This is a genomic window from Paenibacillus sp. N119s, assembly GCF_059447605.1.
Map to the genome: position 1 here is coordinate 14,315 of NZ_JCAJRU010000011.1, position 22,217 is coordinate 36,531.

Below are 22,217 nucleotides of genomic sequence, written 5' to 3' on the forward strand. Positions count from 1 at the left end.
CTGTTACAGGCGGGACTTTCTCCTAATTATACAGATTGAACTAAAGACGGAATTGCCGCATGTTTTTGAGTTTGGCTCAGCTTCACTTTGTCGAAGGCTGAGTATAATGCGGCATTACTAACTTTAGTTGATTCTATATTATTTTTGTACACAAGCGTGCGCGATCTAAAAATACAATTTGCAGTAGACATAGAGGTGATTATCTTTGAAACAACGAGTTGTCATAACAGGAATGGGTGTAATCACTTCGCTGGGACAGGATTTGAGTACATTATGGGATAATCTGATGGCTGGAAAATCTGGTATCAGTAAAATCGAAGCTTTCGATACAAGTGATTACACTACAAAAATAGCCGCTTCCATTAAAGATTTTAATCCAGAGGATTATATTGATCGCAAGGATGCGCGTAAAATGGACCGCTTTGTGCAGTTCGCGGTTGCTGCTAGTAAAATGGCGCTTGAGGATAGCAAACTCGTAATCGGAGAAAATGTCGATGCCGAGCGCGTGGGTGTATCTGTTGGTTCTGGTATTGGTGGATTGGGTACATGGGAAGATCAACACAATGCATTGATCGAAAAGGGACCTAAACGCGTAAGCCCTTTCTTCATCCCGATGATGATTGCGAATATGGGTTCCGGCCAAGTTTCGATTTCACTCGGTGCTAAGGGTCCTAATACATCGCCGGTTACGGCTTGTGCCACAGGCAGTCATGCCATTGGTGACTCTTTCCGCATGATTCAGCGCGGTGACGCTGACGCTATGATTTGCGGAGGTGCCGAAGCAACGATTCGCCCGATTGGTATTGCTGGATTTTGCTCCATGCGAGCGATGTCCACGCGTAACGATGAGCCGGAAAAGGCAAGTCGTCCATTTGATACCGAACGAGACGGGTTTGTTATGGGTGAAGGCTCTGGTGTTCTGGTTCTGGAATCGTTGGATCATGCTTTGAAGCGTGGCGCACATATTTACGGCGAAGTGATTGGCTATGGCCTTTCTGGCGATGCCCATCATATGACAGAGCCTGATCCAGAGGGAGCGGCACGTTGCATAAGAATGGCGATCCGTGATGCTGGATTGAATCCTGAAGATATCGATTATATCAATGCGCACGGTACATCTACACCAGTTGGTGACAAATCGGAAACAGAAGCAGTCAAGAAAACGCTTGGAGAGCATGCCTATAAGGTAGCGATCAGCTCGACCAAGTCGATGACAGGGCATTTGCTAGGTGCAGCGGGTGGCGTTGAAGCTGTAATCTGTGGTCTTGCGCTTCAACATCAGACGATCCCGCCAACGATTAATTTGGATAATCAAGACCCTGCTTGCGATCTTGATTATGTACCTAATACGCCAAGAAAAGCGGATCTGAATGTGGTAATGTCCAATTCCTTTGGTTTTGGCGGACACAATGCTACGGTTATTTTAAAAAAATATGAAGCGTAAGGGGTCAGTTCGTTGAGTGGAGACTTGAAGCAATTACAGCAGAAACTTCATATTCAATTCAACAATCGGCAGCTTCTGAAGCAGGCCTTTACGCACGCTTCCTACGTAAACGAACATCGATTCAGTCAGCATGCAGATAATGAGCGTTTGGAATTCTTGGGTGACGCTGTTCTGGAACTGACGGTGTCTGAGCAATTGTACAATCAGTACCCTAACCGGCCCGAAGGCGAACTAACCAAGTTGCGTGCAGCTATTGTCTGTGAGCCTTCTTTGGTGAAGTTTGCTGTCGGGCTTGAGTTCGGGCAGTATGTACTGCTTGGAAAAGGTGAAGAGCTGACAGGCGGACGTACTCGTCCGGCTCTGTTGGCTGATGTGTTCGAGGCGTTCGTAGGCGCGCTTTATTTAGATCAAGGTCTGGAAGCCGTCCGGTCGTTTCTGGAACGTTATATTTTTCCTCAAATTGTATTAAACGGTAAGCTTCAGATGAGTGATTTCAAAACAGAGCTTCAGGAACTGACGCAGCATCATAACATGGGGATGCTTGAATATAAGATTGTCGAGGAACGCGGACCTGCCCATGAGCGCGAGTTTGTAGCCGAGGTATATATGGACAGCGAACGGCTGGGGGCAGGTACAGGACGCTCCAAAAAAGAAGCTGAGCAGCAAGCGGCGGCAGTTGCTTTAAACCGTTTGAAGCTGGCGGAATCGTAATCGGTACCTGAGCGGCCCGAACGGGTGACGCAAGCAGAGGACACAAAGTAAGAGCAAAGGGCAGTCCGCGGGGAGTCCCGGCCCGTAATGGCGAATGGACTGCGTTTTGCTCTTTTTTCGTGGCTTAACTGCTGTAACGTGAGCGTCGATACTGTGCTTTTTTCAAATTATTTTTATGCTAGAATAGGGATAATTCATTCATCAGGTCAATGGAGTTGTACAAGCATATTTGAATGTTAGAGGTGAGATTAAGCATGTTTTTAAAGCGCATTGAGCTGGCGGGCTTCAAATCGTTTGCAGATAAAACGGAAATGGAATTTGTCCGCGGCATTACGGCAGTCGTCGGACCCAATGGAAGCGGGAAAAGTAATATTTCCGACGGAATTCGTTGGGTGCTGGGCGAACAGAGTGCCAAATCACTGCGTGGCGGCAAGATGGAGGACATTATTTTTGCAGGTAGTGATGCCCGTAAGGCTGTTAACTACGGTGAAGTATCGCTCACGCTGGATAATGAAGATCAGGCGTTGCCTCTGGATTTTGGTGAAGTGACGGTAACGCGACGTGTGCATCGGAGTGGGGATAGTGAATATTTCATTAATCGGCAATCATGCAGACTTCGAGATATTACAGAGCTGTTTATGGATACAGGCATTGGTAAAGAAGCTTATTCAATTATTGGACAAGGACGTATTGAAGAAATTTTAAGTACCCGATCTGAGGATCGACGGGGTATTTTTGAGGAAGCCTCGGGTATCGTAAAATATAAATCACGTAAAAAAGATGCAGTTCGCAAGCTGGATGAAACAGAGCAAAATCTGCTACGTATTCACGATTTGGTGACTGAACTTGAGGATCAGATTGGGCCTCTTAAGGAGCAATCTGAAAAAGCAATTCATTTTAAAGAGCTGCGCAGTGAATTAAAATCAAAAGAAATTTCGATGTACGTCCACCGAATTGAACAGATTCATACTTCGTGGAGTGATGCGACTTCCAAACTGGCTTTGTTGCAGCAGGAGCAGCTTCAATTGTCTACTGTGGTGTCCCGCCACGATGCAATGCTGGAAAATGACCGTAATGAATTACGGCAACTGGAAGAGCAAGTAGAACGTCTGCAAAGAGAACTACTGCAATACAGTGAAGCTACGGAAAAAAGTGAAGGCTATGGTGAATTGCTCAAAGAACGTACACGTAATTTGGAGGCCAATCGGGAACAATTGATTTTATCCCTCAGCACAAGCGAATCACGACATTCCGAACGCAAAAGTGAACTGGATCAACTGAATGAGAAGCTGTCAGCGCTGAATGTTGAGCTGGACGAGTTGCGTGCGCGACTGTCTGACGAAGAGGCCAAACTGATTGGCGTCACAGGTGGAATCAGCCAGGAGCAGGAAGAAAGCCTAAAGGGTGGCCTGCTGGAGCTGATGAACCAGATGGCGCAGGCGCGTAACGAAATTCGTTATACCGACCAACAGAAGGAAGCGTTGGAACGTCGAGTGAATCGCGTAAGTGATGAATCTGGCAAATGGGAAGCCCAGAAAGCCGAACTTGAACAGCGCAAAAAAGGATTGGAAGCGGCGATTCAGAAGCTTGGACAGGAAATTAGCAGTTTGCGCAGTGGCTATATTCAGGGAAGTGAACAGTACCAGGTCCTGCAAAAACTACTGGAAGAAAACCAGGGCACAGTTCGTAAATGGGAACAAAAAAGAGAAGCTCAAATTTCACGTCGAGATACGATGAAAGAAATGCAGGATGACTTTGACGGCTTCATGCTTGGAGTTAAAGAGGTATTAAAGGCTTCACGCAAAGGAACTTTGCACGGTGTGCATGGAGCAGTAGCAGAGCTGATTCGGGTACCTGAGCAATTAGAACAGGCGATGGAAACTGCTTTGGGCGCTTCAGTTCAGCATATTGTGATGGAAAATGAATCGGTATCCAGACAGGCGATCAGTTTTTTAAAGCAACGTCAACTGGGCAGAGCGACATTCTTGCCAATGGATGTTATCCGCCCGCGTCAGATCGGTGCAGGGGAACGCCAAATTGTAGAAAGCGCTGAAGGCTTTGTCGGAATCGGTGCAGATCTTATTCAGTACGATGATCGATATGCCGGAATTATAGGCAGTCTCTTGGGGAATGTGGTCATTGCTCGTACGTTGGAAGATGCCAATCGTATTGCTGCCCGCTGCCAGTATAGATATCGTGTTGTTACGTTGGAAGGCGATGTAGTCAATGCAGGCGGTTCCATGACTGGGGGGAGCCAGTTCAAGAAAAATGCTAATCTGCTAGGTCGTAAACGTCAGCTAGATCAGTTGGATCAAGACATTCTGGATACGGAACAGCAAATTGCCAGGTTGCGTCAGAGTGCAATAGATACCAAACGACAGCTGGAGGAGACGCAGACCCGTCTGGACGAACTGCGCCAGGGCGGCGATGTGAAGCGGACCGAAGAGCAGCAAATGGCAATGGAACTCAAACAACTTGAGCATGAACTTCGTCATGTTCTGGAACAGGTAGCTGCGTCTGGTCAGGAGAAAAAAGGCTTTGATCAGGAAATCAAGGAGCTGGAAGCTTCCCGTGCAGAAGCGCTGGTCAAGTTGGCTGCGCTGGAGGAAGAAGAGAAGAAAACGCATCAGGCCATTCACGCTGCCGAATTTGCGCGTAAAGCGAATGAATCAGCTAAAGAGCAACTGCAGGGAGAACTCACGAATCTCAAGGTAAGAGAAGGCAAGCTGGACCAGGAGCGCTTTTCATTGGAAGAGCAGATTCGCAGATTGCGTGGAGATTATGATACCCTTGGTAAAGATTCAAGACAAAATAAGACCTTGCTTGCTTCCATCGAAGCAGATCTGCTCACTAATGAGCAGGAGACCGTTAAGCAGATTGAGAATCTCAATCAATATCGGTTGAAAAAGGAAGAAACTGCACAGCAATTAGACCTAAAACGGGCTGCACGCAGCAGCTTGTCCAAAAAACTGGAAGTAGCTGAGAATGATACGAAAGAACAGCGAATCCAGCTTAAGTCGGTGGAGGAACAACTCCGTCAAACGGAAATTGGAGTAAACCGACTTGATGTGGAACTGGAAAATGTTTTGAAAAAATTGAGTGATGATTATGAACTCAGCTATGAACTGGCGAAACAGCGTTATCCTATACCGGAAGATATTGAAGGTACGCAGAGTGAGGTGGAAAGACTCAAACGCGGGATTTCTGCGCTGGGTGAGGTCAATTTGGGTGCCATTGAAGAATACCAGCGTGTACATGAGCGTTATACGTTTCTCGATGAGCAAAAGTCCGATTTGGTGGAGGCTAAGACCACGCTCTATCAGGTTATTCGTGAAATGGATGACGAAATGTCCAAGCGCTTCAAGACCACTTTCGATGCGATTCGTCGCGAATTTGGAACGGTTTTCTCCAAGCTGTTCGGAGGTGGACGAGCAGATCTTGTCTTGCTTGATCCGGAGCGATTGCTTGAGACGGGAATTGACATTGTAGCTCAGCCACCAGGCAAGAAACTTCAGAACTTGCAGTTGTTGTCAGGTGGTGAACGGGCTTTAACAGCCATGGCATTGTTATTTGCCATTTTACATGTTAAACCTGTTCCATTCTGTGTACTCGATGAAGTAGAAGCAGCATTAGACGAAGCAAATGTGGTGCGTTTTGCTCAGTATTTACGTGAATTCTCAGAGCAGACACAGTTTATCGTAGTTACACACCGTAAGGGCACCATGGAAGAATCCGATGTGCTATACGGGGTTACGATGGAAGAAGGCGGGGTTTCCAAACTCGTATCTGTCAAGCTGGACAACGATGAAGCTGAGATTGCCTGACATCAAATAACATACTTTCAGATCAACGGAGGGAATCTATGAGTTTCTTTAGAAAATTAAAGGAAAGCATCGCGAGCAAAACGGAATCAGTCACCAAGCAGTTCAAAGATGGCTTGGAAAAAACACGTAAAGGTTTTGTAGAAAAAGTAACGGACCTGATGATTCGCCGTAAAAAAATTGATGAAGAATTTTATGAGGAACTGGAAGAAATTCTGATTGGAGCAGACGTAGGCGTCAACACGGTCATGAACCTCATTGAAGACTTGCGGGTAGAAGTGAAAAAACGCAAAATCGAGGATGCATCCGAGTTACAGCCTGTATTGTCGGAAAAGCTGTCCGAGTTGCTGCGGGGCAATGACAATAGTCAGCTCAAAATGAACCCTGACGGGATTACAGTCATCCTATTCGTAGGCGTCAATGGAGTCGGCAAAACAACGACCATTGGCAAGCTGGCGCACCGTTTTAAACAAGAGGGCAAAAAAGTATTGTTGGCTGCTGGGGATACCTTCCGCGCGGGTGCGATTGAACAGTTGGAAGTTTGGGGTGAGCGGGCAGGTGTAGAGGTTATTAAACAGCAATCTGGTTCTGATCCAGCTGCGGTTATGTTTGATGCTGTACAGGCTGCCAAGCAGCGTCAAGTAGATGTTTTGCTATGCGATACCGCAGGACGTCTTCAGAACAAAAGCAATCTGATGGAAGAATTGAACAAAATATTCCGCGTTATCCAGCGTGAAATTCCAGATGCTCCTCATGAAGTGTTGTTGGTACTTGATGCGACGACTGGACAAAATGCACTTAACCAAGCCAAACTGTTTGGTGAGAAGAGCGGCGTAACCGGTCTGGTACTGACGAAATTGGATGGTACAGCAAAGGGCGGGATAGTCGTGGCCATCCGTCAAGAATTGAATTTACCTGTTAAGCTGGTGGGTTTAGGTGAAAAAGTAAATGATCTTCAACCGTTCGATTCAGAACAATTCGTTCATGCGTTGTTCGCTGGTTTGATCCAAGAAGACGCTGTCGAAGCAACTGCTGCTGGCGAGGAAGAGCAGAACTAATCCTGCTTGTTCAGGCTTGCTTATAAGTCCGGAACTTAGCAGTGCTCCAGTTGCTGCTTAAGTCCGCCCGGCTGTATAATGAAAGCAAAAGGTTTGACGATGCCGGATAAGTTTTTTGTATGAAAAATATTACACAGGAAGCCGGGTGAAAAAACGATGGCAAACACCTATACTTATTCCCGACGGGAAGAAGTAGCCAACGCGATTACACATGGTATTGGAGCCGTTTTAAGTGTGGCGGCACTTGTGCTGCTCATTGTTTTTGCTAGCATGAAAGGAACTGCTTGGCATGTCGTAAGTTTTACAATTTACGGGATCACGATGCTGTTGCTGTATACCAATTCCACGTTGCTTCATAGCCTGCGTGAAGGGAAATTGAAGGATTTGTTCGAAATATTCGATCATTCTTGTATTTACCTGTTCATTGCGGGGAGCTATACTCCTTTTATGCTCGTTGCATTGCGAGGTACGCTGGGATGGACGCTGTTTGGAGTGATTTGGGGGATCGCCCTGTTTGGTGTATTGTTCAAGGCGTTCTTCACTAAACGCTTCCTGTTTATGTCTACAGTGTTTTACATTATAATGGGCTGGCTCATCACCATTGCCTGGAATCCCCTGACGGCCATTGTTCCCGCCGGAGGGATGACGCTATTGTTCGTAGGTGGTCTCATGTATACGTTGGGTACCATTTTTTATGTGTGGCGAGCATTTCCGTATCACCATGCGATCTGGCATCTGTTTGTTTTAGCAGGCAGCATACTTCATTTTTTGGCTATTCTGCTGTATCTTACTCCGGTCAGGGTGTAATTGAGAGAGGGAAAAAACCGATCCGTATTCCCGTTTAGGGGCAGCGGATCGGCTTTTTTTTGTATGACAAGGGATAACGCTTGACATCTTCTTTTCTTTTATGTATGATAAGGAACGTTGAAAAGAACTGTAAAGTGTTTTTCCTTGACGATGGAGGTATATACGATGAGTCAGGAGAATCGACTGGAAAAGACAAACCGGATTAACCGACTGTTTGACTTCTATGAACCTCTACTTACTGAGAAGCAACAGATGTTTTTAAAATATTACTTTCATGATGATTTTTCTTTGGGGGAAATTGCATCGGAATTTCAAATTAGCCGTCAAGCAGTCTATGAACATATTAAACGTGCTGAGCAGGTATTGGAAATGTACGAGGAAAAGCTCGGTTTGCTAAGTAAGCATGAGCGTAGAATCCAAGATCTGGAAGAATTAAATAAGACGTTGTATGAGACATTCGGTAAAATCGGTGAGTCCGATGAAGCCACTCTGCAACATGTCCATCAAATTGTAAATCGCCTGCAGGAATTGTAGGATATATAGATATAAGAACAAACAACCCTGGTAGACAAGGAGGTGCGAAAGTATGGCATTTGAAGGATTATCGACTCGCTTGCAAAATGTATTCAGTAAACTGCGCGGCAAAGGAAAAGTGTCTGAGGATGATGTAGCTCAGGCGATGCGTGAAGTGCGCTTGGCTTTGCTGGAAGCGGACGTTAACTTCAAGGTTGTAAAAGACTTTATTGCCAAGGTAAAGGAGAAATCCGTTGGTAAGGAAGTAATGGACAGCTTTACGCCAGGTATGGTCATCATCGACATCGTAAACAAGGAATTGACTGAGTTGATGGGTGGCAGTCAGGCCAAGCTTGCCAAAGCCAACAAACCGCCTACAGTCATTATGATGGTGGGTCTCCAGGGCGCAGGTAAAACGACGACGTCCGGTAAACTGGCGAAGTTGTTGCAAAAACAAAACCATCGTCCATTGCTTGTAGCTGGTGATATTTACAGGCCGGCCGCGATCAAGCAGCTTCAGATTCTCGGCGAGCAGATTAATGCACCTGTATTTACAATGGGAGACCAGACAAGCCCGGTAGAAATTGCAAAACAGGGTTTGCAGCATGCTAAGGATAATGGTAATGACTACGTTATTATAGATACTGCGGGTCGTCTTCATGTTGATGAAGAGCTCATGGAAGAGTTGCGCCAGATTCATGCCAACGTCAAGCCGGATGAAGTTCTACTGGTTGTAGATAGCATGACTGGGCAGGATGCGGTTAACGTTGCTGAGCACTTTAATAGTAGCCTGGAGTTAACTGGAGTTGTACTGACGAAGCTGGATGGCGACACTCGTGGTGGTGCAGCTTTATCGGTTAAAGCTGTGACGGGCTGTCCGATCAAGTTTGCTACATTGGGTGAAAAGCTGGATGCGATGGAGCCGTTTCATCCTGAGCGGATGGCTTCACGGATTTTAGGCATGGGAGACATGTTGTCCCTGATTGAAAAAGCGCAGTCCAATATCGACGCCGATAAGGCGAAGGAAATGGAACGGAAAATGCGTAATGCCGAGTTTACTTTTGAAGATTTTCTGGAGCAAATGGATCAGGTTAAGAAGCTTGGCCCAATCGACCAGATTCTTGATATGATTCCCGGTATGGGCAACATGAAGCAAATGAAAGACATCAAAGTGGATGACAAACAGATGGGCCGGATTGAGGCTATCGTTCATTCGATGACTACACAAGAAAAGCAAAACCCGGATATGATTAATCATAGTCGCCGCAAGCGGATTGCTGTAGGTAGTGGAACATCACTGGCTGAGGTAAATCGTCTGATAAAGCAATTTGACGAAATGCGTCGCATGATGAAGCAGTTCTCAGATATGATGGGGCCTAAGGGTGGCAAAAACAAGGCTATGAAGCATTTGAAGAGTATGGGTAAAGGTATGAAGTTTCCTTTCCGTTAAAAGGTCAGTAGGCCTTTGGAGTATGGGATAGCAATATACAGTCTACTTTTTGAAGGAGGTGAATTTTCGTGGCAGTTCGTATTCGTCTGAAACGTATGGGTGCACATAAAGCTCCTTTCTATCGCGTCGTGGTATCTGATTCTCGTTCCCCGCGTGACGGTCGTTTTATCGAAGAAATCGGTTACTACAACCCAATCACAGTACCAGCGGTTGTAAAAATTGATGAAGATAAAGCGCTGAAATGGTTGCAAGATGGTGCACAAGCATCCGACACTGTTCGCAACTTGCTTAGCAAAGCGGGCGTAATGAAAAAGTTTCATGAGTCTAAACTACAGAAATAAGGTGCTGATACGGAGGGTCAACCATGGAAGAATTAGTGATAATCATTGCTAAGGCTTTAGTCGATCATCCGGAAGATGTAACCGTGAAGACCTTGGAGAAGGATCGGCTTGTTGTATATGAGCTTAGTGTACATCCTGAGGATGTAGGCAAGATCATTGGCAAGCAGGGTCGTATCGCCAAGGCGCTTCGCACTGTGGTTGCATCAGCAGCCGTTAAGATGGATAAACGGGTTACCGTAGACATCATATCTTAAAGATATACGAAAGTGGGTTAGGATGTATGTCCTAACCCTTTTTCGTACATGATGAAGATGATATGGAGCGGAACCGATTACGTGCAGGAGGAACACGATGCAGCAAATGTTTAATGTCGGAAAAATTGTGAACACCCATGGAATCCGTGGGGAGCTTAAAATATTAACGACGACAGATTTTCCAGAGGATCGCTTTGCAAAAGGCAGTGAGCTTTTCATTGTTCCGGCTGAAGGTAAAGCACCGATTCCCGTAACTGTTGAAACAGCGCGTTTTCAAAAAAATATGGTTGTCGCTAAATTTAAGGAATATCACAATATCAATGATGTTGAAAAATATAAAGGTACTTTGTTGAAGGTATCTGCTGAGCGGTTAGGTGAATTGGAAGAAAATGAATTCTATTTTCATGAAGTAGTCGGCATGGAAGTGGTGACGGAAGACGGGAATGAACTCGGCGTGGTCAAAGAAATTTTGACTCCGGGAGCCAATGACGTATGGGTAGTCAAAATGCCTAAAGGCAAGGAACTGCTATTGCCGTATATAGAGGAAGTTATTTTGGATGTAAACGTGCGTGAAAAACGGGTTACGGTACGGTTAATGGAAGGTCTGCTGTAATGCGGGTCGATGTGCTGACCCTGTTTCCAGAGATGTTTGATGGAGTATTTAATGCAAGCATTCTGGGAAAAGCAAGGGATAAGGGGATTGTATCACTGCAAGCGGTTAATTTTCGCCAGTATGCCGGCAATAAGCATGGGCAAGTGGATGATATGCCCTATGGTGGTGGGGGCGGCATGGTGTTGAAGCCTGACCCTATTTTTGCTGCGGTGGAAGCGTTGTTGGATAAATCAGAGCGACCAACATCTGAAACTCCCGATGAAGCTGTCCAACATGAAGCTGTCGAACATTACGTAGGCATAAAAACTCCGCGTATTATTTTGATGTGTCCACAAGGTGAGACTTTTACGCAAAAGAAGGCGGAAGAGCTGGCCAAAGAGGACCATCTTATTTTTATATGTGGGCATTATGAGGGGTATGATGAGCGTATTCGGGAGCATCTGGTGACAGATGAGCTTTCGATTGGCGATTATGTTTTGACTGGTGGGGAATTGCCGGCTATGGTAGTCATCGATAGTGTGACACGGTTGTTACCAGGGGTGTTGGGGAATGAAACGAGTGCGGTAACAGATTCGTTTAGTACAGGGCTGCTGGAATACCCCCATTATACCCGGCCTGCTGAGTTTCGGGGCTGGAAAGTGCCTGATGTACTCTTGTCAGGGCATCATGTCAATATTGACTCTTGGAGACGTCAAGAAGCGTTACGTCGCACGATGGAACGTCGACCGGACTTGTTGGAACAGGCTGAGCTAACAGGTAAGGAATGCGCGTGGATTGAAGAGCAGCGCCAATTGGACAAGTCCGGAGACTAGCGATAAAGCACGATATACATGAGTGGATTTGAAAGCAGGCGGTGACCTGTTTTATAATAAAGTCAATTAAATAATGTTTGGTCAAATCCCTTTTTTGTTGTTGCAATGCGGTAACCTCCATGATACAATACATCTGTTGTGTGTAATACGGTGGTCCTCTGTGGATGATGAAGGAAACGAATGTGTTTCCAGAAGAAACATGAACACCTGTACGGAAGGAGGGAGTCATAGATGAATATCGTCCAAGCGATTACTGAAGAACAACTTCGTAAGGATCTGCCTAACTTTCGTCCTGGTGACACTTTGAAAGTGCACGTGAAAGTTATCGAGGGAACTCGTGAGCGTATCCAGTTGTTTGAAGGTGTAGTAATTAAACGCCGTGGTGGTGGAATCAGTGAGACTTTTACAGTTCGTAAAATTTCTTACGGTGTAGGTGTGGAAAGAACTTTCCCGCTTCATTCCCCAAAAATCGATAAAATCGAAGTGGCTCGCCGTGGTAAAGTGCGTCGTGCGAAGCTTTATTATCTTCGTGAACTGCGCGGTAAAGCAGCGAGAATTAAAGAAATTCGTCGTTAATACAACGAATAACGAAAGGGGCTTGTTTACAAGCTCCTTTCGTTTTTTCTACGTACATAGGGAACTGTGGATAATTGACCGTAAAGAGAGGACAGTGAGCTATGGAGCAAGAAGTAGGACAAGGAGCTGTACAACAGCCAACTGATCAGGATGGTACGCCCAAGCGTAAACCAAAAAATGAGATTTTTGAGTGGATCAAAGCCATCGTTATTGCGTTAGTGCTTGTCTTTTTAATCCGCTGGCTTCTCTTTAAGCCTTTTATTGTGGATGGCCCGTCGATGCAGCCTAACTTTCATACCGGAGAACGCGTCATTGTAAATGAGATATTGTATGATTTTCGTGCTCCTAAACCGGGTGAAGTGATTGTGTTCCATGTCCCGGAAGAAAAAAGAGATTTCATCAAGCGCGTCATTGCCGTAGCGGGTGATACGGTCAAGGTAGAAGGTGACACGATTACAGTAAATGGTAAGCCGATTCAAGAACCTTATCTCAAGGCTCCTTTGGAAGAAGCACATCAAAATGGCGAACTTTACAACAAGTTTACCAATTTTCCAAATGAGAAATTTAAGGATGGAAAAGTGCCAGAAGGGCATATTTTTGTTATGGGCGATAACCGTTCCAATAGTACAGACAGCCGGATGATTGGATATATTGATTTGAAGGAAGTCGTGGGTCGGGCTGATGTCATTTTCTGGCCAGCGAAGGATATGCAGTGGATTAACCACTAGAACTAACAAATAAGCAGCATAGCTGCCGTAATTCTAACGATAAGCCTGAGGGTGAAAGTAGGAGTTACGCTCAACGGGGTGATGACGGTGACGATTCAATGGTTTCCTGGTCATATGACCAGAGCGCGCCGCCAAATTGAAGCAAAATTAAAGCTGATTGATTTGGTTATTGAGCTGATTGATGCTCGATTGCCACTTTCCAGCCGAAATCCAATGATTGATGATATTTTGCAAGGCAAGCCGCGAATGATTATTTTGAACAAGGCAGATTTGGCGGACCCTGTTGTATCACAGCAATGGATTGCTTATTTTAAGGAACAGGGGCATGTAGCCTTTCCGGTGGATGCCACGACAGGGACGGGACTCAAGGAAATTCCGATTCAGGCTAAGCTGTTGCTTAAGGAAAAAATAGACCGGCAGATTTCAAAGGGAATGAACCCTCGTCCTATACGTGCTTTGATTGTCGGTATTCCGAATGTCGGCAAATCGACATTGATCAACCGAATGGCAGGACGTAATATTGCAGCTACAGGTGATCGCCCAGGAGTAACGAAGGCACAACAGTGGATCAAGACCGGTGAAATTGAATTGCTGGATACACCAGGGATTTTATGGCCTAAATTTGAGGATCAAAACGTCGGCTATCGTCTGGCTGTGACAGGAGCGATCAAGGAAGAAATTCTGAATGTAGAGGACATTGCCTTTTTCGCGACAAAGTATTTTATCCAATATTATTGGGATGCCATGGCAGAGCGTTTTGAGCTTACTGAACGTCCTGAGGATACAGAAAATCCAGATGATGTTGTAAGTGTTATGGAGGCTATCGGACGTAAACGTGGTTGTATCGTTAGTGGCGGACGTGTAGATCTCGAAAAGGCCTCAAAGATTATTTTGCGTGAGCTACGTGCAGGAAAGCTGGGGCGGTTCAGTCTAGAGGCTCCATACTGATCGTATTAGTAACCAAGATAGAACATTGCATTTTGTGGCAAGGAAGAACCTTCCCCATCTCTCCGGAGAGGAGGAAGGTTTTTTGGTATGTAAAGGTAAATAGAAAAGGGTTTTGAACGGTAGAGGTCTGTGGTAAGCTGAATTCAATCACTAGAGCTACGGCAAGAATGAAGCTTAAACTACGTAAAGATGGGCAGGTTTTGAATATGGAAGCTAAAGAGAACACAGTAAAGGACATGCTACATTATGAAAAAAAATGCTGGGAACAATCTTGTGAGCGGATTGCAGGTATTGACGAGGTAGGTCGTGGATGTCTGTTTGGAGATGTTGTGGCAGCAGCAGTCATTTTACCAGTAGGTGAGTTATTGGAAGGGGTAGATGATTCCAAAAAATTGACGGACAAGAAAAGAGAAGCCTACTACGAGCTGATTATGGAGAAGGCGATTGCTGTAGGAGTTGGTTATGTAGACGCGCGGACGATTGATGATATCAATATTAAACAAGCGGCTCGTTTAGCTATGAAAAAGGCTGTAGAGGCTTTACATATATCTCCTGATTATTTACTTGTAGATGCAGAAAAGGTAGATGTGCCTATTCCTCAGCTATCCATCATCAAGGGAGATGCGAACAGTCAGTCTATTGCGGCGGCTTCTATCATCGCTAAGGTGACCCGTGATCGGCTATGCAAAGGCGAATGGGATGCGAGATATCCGGAATATGGGATCGGTATACATAAAGGTTACGCTACCAAGTTGCATAGAGAACAAATTTTGGCGCTAGGACCTACAGAAATGCATAGACGCAGCTTTCTAGGTAATTTGTTGACAGAGCAACCGACGTTGTTTGATCTGTAGACTACTTATTATGAATCGGCACAATACCGATATAAAGTATATCTAATATTACAGACCCCTTTGAATCGGGGGAGAGTGAGAGGAGGGGCGATATGAACATCGGATCTGTATTCCGTGGATTACTTGGAGATGTGAAGGCAGGAGAGGCTAAAAAACTTGATATGCAGCCAGGCCAGGTCGTAAGGGGAGTCGTATTAAAGGTATCCGAGGACGGCGATGAGGCTGTGTTGCAAATACAGGGTTCTCAGGTCAGGGCAAAGCTGGAGACCCCTCTTCAACCTGGACAGACTGCAACGTTTCAGGTACAACCGGCTTCTCCCAGCGGAATGACTGTGCTTAAGCCTCTGAACGACGCTGGCAATATGCCACAGCAAACCGTAGCGCTGGCAGACGTATTGGAATCGGTGGGACTGCCGGATACAGTTCAGAACAGAGAGCTTATACAGGCGATGCAAAAGAATAGTGTGCCGTTGACATCGGAAAATGCAGCTTCTTTGCGAGACGCCTTGTCGAAGCAAGGCGGCAATGTGCAATTAGGAACGTTTGTGCAGGCAGCGGCCGTCGCCTTTCAGCGTGGACTTCCATTAACGGCCGAAAGTATAAATGGATTGCGCCAAACGATGTTTGGACCTCCACTAAATGATCTCTTGTCATCGCTGGAGCAAGAACTTGAAACGGTGTTAAAGCAGCAAGGACAGGGAACGCCCACTGACCGTTCATTAGGGGAAGCAACTGTGATAAAAAGCGCTGACCGAACGTTAGCTAGTCCAACGGGCACTTCTGTAGTGATTGCAGATGGACAGGAAGGTCAGGCTCTTACATTGTCCAAAGATGCCTCTGCCGCTACAAAGCAGGCAGAAACGGGACAACAAGCCACCGTCGGCAAGGAATTGTTTAAAGGGACTCAAGCAGCCAATCTTGCAGCTACAGTAAGTGAAGCGAGTGTCTTGACTACAGATTCAGATAGTCCGGCAGGATCTACAGCAACTGTAGCCAACGGGACTGCTTCAGGAGAACCAAAGGTAGTTAGTGGGCGTGGAGCGACAGTGGTATTAGATGCTGGTGCAAATACGCCTGAATCGAGTGCTGCTGATGCATTAAACGGCTCGCGCGTTAAAGCGGAGCAATCACAGCAAGCTACTGCGGCAGGTATGCAACTTAAGGATGCTGATGGTGTTCCAGCATCGGCCACGGCAGAGCCAACGGGGACAAAGCCTGCCTTAAGCGCAGTCACGGCAGACCGTCCCTCTGCACAGCCAGCGATCGGCTCTACGCCGCCATCTGCGGCGGGCAAAGCTGCTGCGCCAGAGGCGCCACTCCAGCGGCTGCGGCTACTGCTGCAAGAGCTGCGTGCAGCAGTGCCGCCTGAGCTAAGCACGGCTACGCCAGAGCAGTCAGCCGCAGAGGTAGTGCAGCCAGCGGCTGGCGCTTCGCGCACGGCAGACGCTGCGGCTTCACAGTCTGCGGCGCCAAGCACGCAGCTCACTCCCACGGAGGACCCGTGGGTGGGACGTGTGCTGAAGCTGCTCGGTGCAGAGCACGAGCAGCAGGTACATCGCTCAGCTGCGCAGCTCGCGCATGGCGCGGCGGCACGTACGGAGCCGCCCGAGGGAGTACCGCAACCGCTGACGGGGTTAGCGGCTGCGGCTGACGATTCCGTGTCAGCGGCCGCGGACACCGTGAAGGGGGCGTTGCTCCAGCTCATGAGCAGCGACGACCTGCCACCCGCTTTGAAAGAAGCGGCTCAGCAGGTTGTACAGCATCTGACAGGTCAGCAGCTGCTGTTAAATACAGACCGAACGGCGCCTTTTGCACAAGTGCACATGTTTATACCATTCATTGGACCGGATGGTCGTGAAACAGCTACAATCCAGATTCAGTCCCGCCGCGGCAAACGGGGAGAACTGGATGCCTCCAACTGTCGTCTTTGGTTTGATTTGGACATGAAGGGGCTTGGTCCGACGTTGGTGGATGTACAGGTAGTAGATCGGGTTGTAAGCCTCAAGCTTCATAATGATCAGGAATGGGCGGCTTCGCTGTTAACCAGTGGACGTGAGTCCATTCGTACCGCGCTGGAGTCGCTAGGCTACCAACTTCTAACACTGCGAACCGAGCCTATGCCCATAAGGACTGAACAGAGCAGTTCCGCCTCTTCAGAGGTACAAAGCTATGTACCTCAGCCATATAAAGGAGTCGATCTTAAAATATGAAAGAGCCCTTGGACCCTCCCTCTCCTTCCATGAAGAAGGCGGTCGCCCTTAAATATACACCTGGTGAGAGCGAAGCGCCGATTGTTGTTGCCAAGGGAAGCGGCCGCATTGCGGACAGTATTTTAGAAAAAGCCAAGGAGCATGGTGTGCCTGTTCAAGAGGATGCCGCGTTGGTTGAAGTACTGTCCAAACTTGATTTGGACGAACAAATCCCGGCTGAGCTCTATCAGTTGGTAGCAGAGGTGTTAACCTATATATACCAAATGGATCGGCTTGCTCCAAGGGACGACTGGTGATGGAGGATGAAATGAAGACTAGAAGCAAGGATCAGCGGAAAGCCAAAGGAGCGATGGGTGAAGAAGCTGCGGCCTTGTTTTTAGAAAACCTGGGTTATCGTATCTTGGAGCGCAATTGGCGATGCCGTAGTGGAGAAATAGATCTGATTGCCAAGCAGGAGCACATACTCGTGTTTATTGAAGTACGTAGCCGGAGCAGTTCCAGATACGGGACACCGGCCGAATCAGTTACTGCACGTAAAATAACCCAGGTTCGCCAAACAGCCGCAGTATACTTGCATATGAACGGAATGGGAGAAGCTCCGATCCGTTTTGATATGATTTCTGTACGATTATCTGCTGAAACGGCTGTTGTTACAGACCATTTTATAAATGCCTTTTAAAAGAGTAAGGACTTTTTTTGGAGGCTGAAGCACAGGACTGAATTCATATGTACAGGTTGACAGAAGGGAAAGCTGCAGGTATATTCTATTGATAATAGTTATCATTTTCATTCTATAATGAATATCTGGTCGTTGTACCTGTGAAGGAGGATTTATGTGACAAAGCATACCTTTAGTGAACATGTCATAGATGTAATTCAGGAACGCCGGACGATTAAAAAATTCAAACCTGACTCTATCCCGGTAGATACGATTAAAGAACTGCTGGACGTCGCTGTATGGGCTCCTAACCATAAAATGCGTGAGCCGTGGCGTTTTCTGTTGTTTGCTGGTGAGGGACGGAAAAAGCTTGCAAAAGCAATTGCAGCCGATATCGGTAAAGACAACAAGTTTGAGAGTGGGATTTTGCACAACCCGATTCAGCTTTTAGTGGTGATGGAAGAAGATCCACGCCAAGCGGTTTGGGATGAGGATTTTGCAGCAGTCAGCGCGCTTGTACAAAATTTTATGCTTGCGGCATGGAGCAAAGGGATCGGAACATTCTGGGTGACAAAACCATTTCTGTATTCGCCTAAGTTCCGTGATTGCTTGGGTATTAAACCAGGTGAGAAGGTAATTGGCATGATCTATGCAGGCTATCCAGATGTTATCCCGGAACCAAGACCACGTACTCCAGCGGCCGACAAGCTAACCTTGATTGACAATTGATCTTTTGTCAGATACCCTTGATAAAGGATTTGAAAACAGGGTTGAGTAGTTAAAATTTAGATCATATATTTGCAGTAAATGAAAATTTGGAAGCACCTTTTTTCATATAGTCAATGATTCCCGGGAGGGACATTTCATATGAGGAGAGGTGCATTTTTGATATGTATGGAAAATTACATGGGGCTTGTCTGTATGGGATAGACGGCGTACTGATCGAAGTTGAGACTGATCTGTCTAATGGTTTGCCTCAAACTGCGATTATCGGATTGCCGGATTCAGCGATTCGAGAGGCAGTAGAGCGTGTGAGAGCAGCAATCAAAAACTGTGGTTTCAAATATCCATCCCAGCGTGTCACGATTAATTTAGCTCCTGCTGATTTGCGTAAGGAAGGCTCATCTTTTGATCTTGCGATCGCTTTAGGCTTGCTGACAACCAGTGAGCAGATTGTATTACCAGTGGAGGAACGAACCCTGTTTATTGGCGAGCTGGCGCTGGATGGCAGCATTCGTCCTGTAAATGGAGTGTTATCTATGGTAGATCTGGCCAAGCGGGAAGGATTCGATTCTGTACTGCTTCCTCAAGAAAACGCAAGCGAAGCCCGTCTAATTACAGATATACGTATTTACGCTATACGTCATCTGACGGATCTTATCCCGGTTAATGATTATGCACAAGGTACCTCAGAGGGTCAAATGACCAATGAGAATTGTGCTGCCAGTAAACAAGTGATGATCCATTCGTATGACCATTTACCTCAAGCAGAGCATATACCGTTGCGCGAGCAAGAAGTGCTAGCTAGTAATATGGAAGATTACAGTGATGTGCTGGGTCAGCTACACGCCAAACGTGCGTTAGTCATCGCTGCAGCGGGGATGCATAATATCCTTCTTATGGGGCCACCGGGCGCTGGAAAAACGATGCTCATCCGCAGGTTGCCGTCTATTTTGCCGCCTTTGACGGAAAAGGAGTCGCTAGAAGTGACTAAGGTCTACAGCGCAGCGGGGAAGTGGAAGGAGTCCTCGCCGCATCTCATGCATATTCGTCCCTTCCGTGCGCCTCATCATACAATCTCTGCTGCTGGTTTGGTGGGTGGAGGAGGTATACCCAAACCAGGAGAAATCAGTCTTGCACACCGAGGAATTTTGTTTCTGGATGAGTTGCCTGAGTTTAGTCGTCATGTGCTAGAAGTGTTGCGGCAGCCTCTGGAAGACCATCAGGTTACAATCAGTCGTTCACGTGCAGTGTTTAAGTATCCAGCGCATTTTTTACTTGCAGCTTCTTTAAATCCGTGTCACTGTGGCTTTTTTGGGACTGACACGGAACATCAGCGCTGTACCTGTTCACCTGCAGCCGTAGCTCGTTACCGTTCACGTATTTCCGGTCCATTGCTAGATCGAATTGATCTTCAGCTTGAAGTATCACAACCAAAGGATTGGCGGGAGGAAAGAGAATCCCTATCGTCTGCTGACATGAGAAAGCATGTGTTGGCTGCTCGAGCAATACAAATCCACAGATACAGCAAGCTTCCTTTTTCGTGGAATAGTGAGCTATCCGGTCAGATGCTGCGTAAATATGCGGTATTGGAACAAAATGCAGCAGAGCTGCTTGACCAGACGATGGATGCACTTGGTTTAAGCATGCGTGCGTATGATCGAATTCTTAAGCTGTCCCGCACTATTGCAGACTTACATGAGTCAGAGAAAATTAAGACTTCACATGTGGCTGAAGCCATCCAATACCGTCATATGGATAGGGCAAATTCCAATTTTCTCGAAATGTAGAATATGGTAATAATATATTGAGCATAAGTTGTCTAGGTAAACAAGGGTATCATCTTTTATGTAAAGAGAGGAGTATGGCTATGGTTGGTAAAGAAATAAGGGACATAATTAAAAATTATCTTGAAGCATACAATTCATTTGAAATTGAAAGAATGCTTGAACTCTTGCATAAGGACATCATATTTAGGAATATTTCCAATGGAGAAACCACAACGGAGACCAGAGGAATACAGGCATTTAGGGAGCTGGCCGAACAGTCGTCAATGATGTTCTCCAGCCGTTGCCAGACAATTACCAATTACAGGATTATAAATGACAAAGTAGAGGTCGGAATCGATTATGAAGGTATTCTTGCCGTGGATTTTCCTAATGGATTAAAGAGTGGAGATAAGCTGCAATTAAAAGGAAAGTCAACATTCGAGATTAAGGAAGGAAAAATCTCATTGATTGAAGATTACAGTTGAGTACACCACGCGTATTTTAGCTAACAGAGAACGTTAGTTCATTAAAACAGCGACAGTCTAGGACTTTATTTTCTCGTCCTTGGTTGTCGCTGTTTCAATTTGTAGGTTCAGTCTACATTATTTTCTGCTGACATTTCTAAGAAAAGTATGCGAGAGAAAATGGAAAAACAGAAAAACGGGCAAAAAAAGCTCCAGGCAAAAAGACCTGGAGAAGAAAAAAAGCTTATGACAATAGTGATTATACTATGAGTATATCACTTTCGTATATACGATTATGCATCATCTCCCATGTTACTTGATGGAAATACAAAAAGCCCCTCGACAATACGGTTGAGGAGCTTGTTATGGAAATCATTCTAACGCTATGTTACAAAACATTCAGTTTCACTTCAATATTACCGCGGGTAGCGCGGGAGTATGGACATTGCTCATGTGCGCCTTCCACCAGTTTTACCGCCGTTTCATGATCAACGCCTTTAACCAGCACGTCGAGATTAACTCCGATACCGAAGCCGCCGTCTTCGACTTTGCCAAAATGAACAGTAGCTGTGACTTCTGTACCTTCATGTTTGACACGTTGCATGCGAGCAACCATATTTAGAGCACTGTCAAAGCAAGCAGAATAGCCTGCTGCGAACAGTTGCTCTGGGTTTGTACCTGCACCGCCGGCGCCACCCATTTCTTTTGGAGTATCAATATCTAAACGAAGTTCAGGGGAAGAAGACTCGATATATCCGTTACGTCCGCCAACCGCTTTTACTGTTGTTTCATACATTTTTTGTTGAATGGTCATCATAATTAAATCACTGCCTCTCGCTCAATTTATATTTTACACAATTTAATTTAACAAAATAATTATTGTTTGTAAAGTATTTTAGGCAATTAGAATGTACTTTGTTATATAATATGCTAAAATAATGATGAAAGTAGGTGACTAGACAGCATGGAAAACAACTCTGATAAAGATGCAGCGTTGAAACTTGATAATCAGCTATGCTTTGCCATATATGCATGCTCCAGAGAGATTACAAAGTTGTACCAGCCCCATCTGGAAAAGCTGCGCGTAACGTACTCGCAGTATTTGGTGCTTATCGTGCTCTGGGAGCGTGAGGAATGTACAGTGAAGGAATTGGGTGAGGCGTTATATTTGGATTCCGGTACACTAACCCCCCTATTAAAGAGATTGCAGAATGCCGGGCTGATTGATCGAAAGAGATCTACTCAAGATGAGCGTAAGGTGCTGATTTCTTTGACGACAGAGGGGAGAGCGTTGCGAGACAAAGCCCTGCCTGTTCCAGGATGTATAAAGGAAAAAACAAGTATGACTCATGATCAATTTGGGTCACTTCTGCTTCAGTTCAATGATCTGCTCGATCGTGTTCATCAAGCGAATGTACAAATTGAAAAATCATAGTGTGTACTTTCAACTGCTCTTGCGAATTTTA

General features: G+C 46.0%; 23 protein-coding genes. 22 read left to right on the top strand and 1 reads right to left on the bottom strand.

Annotated features, from left to right (window positions below; all coding sequences use genetic code 11):
- Nucleotides 1-205 precede the first annotated feature (205 nt).
- From fabF to AC5V8P_RS03015, 21 genes are all read left to right on the top strand, one after another.
- Nucleotides 206-1,444: a beta-ketoacyl-ACP synthase II gene (gene fabF, locus AC5V8P_RS02915; protein ID WP_063209007.1), complete on the top strand. Its 1,239-nt coding sequence runs from the start codon at nt 206-208 to the stop codon at nt 1,442-1,444.
- A gap of 12 nt (nt 1,445-1,456) precedes the next feature.
- Nucleotides 1,457-2,155, top strand: coding sequence for a ribonuclease III (gene rnc, locus AC5V8P_RS02920; RefSeq protein ID WP_013309856.1), 699 nt, complete (start codon nt 1,457-1,459; stop codon nt 2,153-2,155).
- A 254-nt stretch (nt 2,156-2,409) separates the two neighbouring features.
- A complete protein-coding gene (gene smc / locus AC5V8P_RS02925) occupies nt 2,410-5,979 on the top strand; it encodes a chromosome segregation protein SMC (protein WP_064798121.1) in 3,570 nt (1,189 codons plus the stop codon).
- Nucleotides 5,980-6,017: 38 nt separating this feature from the next.
- On the top strand, nt 6,018-7,034 hold the full coding sequence (gene ftsY / locus AC5V8P_RS02930; protein WP_063209001.1) for a signal recognition particle-docking protein FtsY: 1,017 nt from the start codon (nt 6,018-6,020) through the stop codon (nt 7,032-7,034).
- Nucleotides 7,035-7,190: 156 nt separating this feature from the next.
- The gene (gene trhA / locus AC5V8P_RS02935) at nt 7,191-7,841 is read left to right on the top strand and encodes a PAQR family membrane homeostasis protein TrhA (RefSeq protein WP_063208999.1); all 651 of its coding nucleotides are present in this window, start codon (nt 7,191-7,193) and stop codon (nt 7,839-7,841) included.
- Nucleotides 7,842-8,006: 165 nt separating this feature from the next.
- On the top strand, nt 8,007-8,375 hold the full coding sequence (gene ylxM, locus AC5V8P_RS02940; RefSeq protein ID WP_064798120.1) for a YlxM family DNA-binding protein: 369 nt from the start codon (nt 8,007-8,009) through the stop codon (nt 8,373-8,375).
- Between the two features lie 52 nt (nt 8,376-8,427).
- Nucleotides 8,428-9,804: a signal recognition particle protein gene (gene ffh / locus AC5V8P_RS02945; RefSeq protein ID WP_064798119.1), complete on the top strand. Its 1,377-nt coding sequence runs from the start codon at nt 8,428-8,430 to the stop codon at nt 9,802-9,804.
- Nucleotides 9,805-9,872: 68 nt separating this feature from the next.
- Nucleotides 9,873-10,145, top strand: a complete 273-nt coding sequence (gene rpsP, locus AC5V8P_RS02950; protein ID WP_013309862.1) for a 30S ribosomal protein S16 — start codon at nt 9,873-9,875, stop codon at nt 10,143-10,145.
- 23 nt (nt 10,146-10,168) lie between these two features.
- A complete protein-coding gene (locus AC5V8P_RS02955) occupies nt 10,169-10,399 on the top strand; it encodes a KH domain-containing protein (RefSeq protein ID WP_013309863.1) in 231 nt (76 codons plus the stop codon).
- A gap of 97 nt (nt 10,400-10,496) precedes the next feature.
- A complete protein-coding gene (gene rimM / locus AC5V8P_RS02960) occupies nt 10,497-11,012 on the top strand; it encodes a ribosome maturation factor RimM (protein ID WP_064798118.1) in 516 nt (171 codons plus the stop codon).
- Nucleotides 11,012-11,824, top strand: a complete 813-nt coding sequence (trmD, locus tag AC5V8P_RS02965; protein WP_064798117.1) for a tRNA (guanosine(37)-N1)-methyltransferase TrmD — start codon at nt 11,012-11,014, stop codon at nt 11,822-11,824. Before rimM ends, trmD begins: the two co-directional genes overlap by 1 nt.
- 231 nt (nt 11,825-12,055) lie before the next feature.
- Nucleotides 12,056-12,400 (top strand): 50S ribosomal protein L19, encoded by a 345-nt coding sequence (rplS, locus tag AC5V8P_RS02970; protein ID WP_007429998.1) that lies wholly within the window; start codon nt 12,056-12,058, stop codon nt 12,398-12,400.
- A 101-nt stretch (nt 12,401-12,501) separates the two neighbouring features.
- Nucleotides 12,502-13,128 (top strand): signal peptidase I, encoded by a 627-nt coding sequence (gene lepB / locus AC5V8P_RS02975; RefSeq protein ID WP_063208989.1) that lies wholly within the window; start codon nt 12,502-12,504, stop codon nt 13,126-13,128.
- Between the two features lie 87 nt (nt 13,129-13,215).
- Nucleotides 13,216-14,076: a ribosome biogenesis GTPase YlqF gene (gene ylqF, locus AC5V8P_RS02980; RefSeq protein ID WP_063209153.1), complete on the top strand. Its 861-nt coding sequence runs from the start codon at nt 13,216-13,218 to the stop codon at nt 14,074-14,076.
- A 167-nt stretch (nt 14,077-14,243) separates the two neighbouring features.
- Complete coding sequence (gene rnhB / locus AC5V8P_RS02985; protein ID WP_081276881.1) at nt 14,244-14,930, top strand: ribonuclease HII; 687 nt, start codon at nt 14,244-14,246, stop codon at nt 14,928-14,930.
- 92 nt (nt 14,931-15,022) lie between these two features.
- Nucleotides 15,023-17,140, top strand: a complete 2,118-nt coding sequence (locus tag AC5V8P_RS02990; protein WP_064798116.1) for a TP0910 N-terminal domain-containing protein — start codon at nt 15,023-15,025, stop codon at nt 17,138-17,140.
- Nucleotides 17,137-17,436, top strand: coding sequence for an EscU/YscU/HrcU family type III secretion system export apparatus switch protein (locus AC5V8P_RS02995; RefSeq protein WP_017427916.1), 300 nt, complete (start codon nt 17,137-17,139; stop codon nt 17,434-17,436). Before AC5V8P_RS02990 ends, AC5V8P_RS02995 begins: the two co-directional genes overlap by 4 nt.
- Nucleotides 17,436-17,819 carry a YraN family protein gene (locus AC5V8P_RS03000; protein ID WP_064798115.1) on the top strand — a complete coding sequence of 128 codons (384 nt, stop codon included), beginning with the start codon at nt 17,436-17,438 and terminating at the stop codon, nt 17,817-17,819. Before AC5V8P_RS02995 ends, AC5V8P_RS03000 begins: the two co-directional genes overlap by 1 nt.
- A gap of 156 nt (nt 17,820-17,975) precedes the next feature.
- On the top strand, nt 17,976-18,527 hold the full coding sequence (locus tag AC5V8P_RS03005; protein ID WP_063208983.1) for a nitroreductase family protein: 552 nt from the start codon (nt 17,976-17,978) through the stop codon (nt 18,525-18,527).
- A gap of 161 nt (nt 18,528-18,688) precedes the next feature.
- On the top strand, nt 18,689-20,308 hold the full coding sequence (locus tag AC5V8P_RS03010; RefSeq protein ID WP_064798114.1) for a YifB family Mg chelatase-like AAA ATPase: 1,620 nt from the start codon (nt 18,689-18,691) through the stop codon (nt 20,306-20,308).
- 80 nt (nt 20,309-20,388) lie between these two features.
- A complete protein-coding gene (locus AC5V8P_RS03015) occupies nt 20,389-20,772 on the top strand; it encodes a nuclear transport factor 2 family protein (RefSeq protein ID WP_063208979.1) in 384 nt (127 codons plus the stop codon).
- Nucleotides 20,773-21,139: 367 nt separating this feature from the next.
- Here AC5V8P_RS03015 and AC5V8P_RS03020 read toward each other — a convergent pair whose 3' ends face one another.
- Nucleotides 21,140-21,568 (bottom strand): organic hydroperoxide resistance protein, encoded by a 429-nt coding sequence (locus tag AC5V8P_RS03020; protein ID WP_013309874.1) that lies wholly within the window; start codon nt 21,566-21,568, stop codon nt 21,140-21,142.
- Nucleotides 21,569-21,715: 147 nt separating this feature from the next.
- On the opposite strand from AC5V8P_RS03020, the gene AC5V8P_RS03025 reads away from it, so the two are divergent.
- On the top strand, nt 21,716-22,186 hold the full coding sequence (locus AC5V8P_RS03025; protein WP_064798113.1) for a MarR family winged helix-turn-helix transcriptional regulator: 471 nt from the start codon (nt 21,716-21,718) through the stop codon (nt 22,184-22,186).
- The last annotated feature ends 31 nt before the right edge of the window (nt 22,187-22,217 follow it).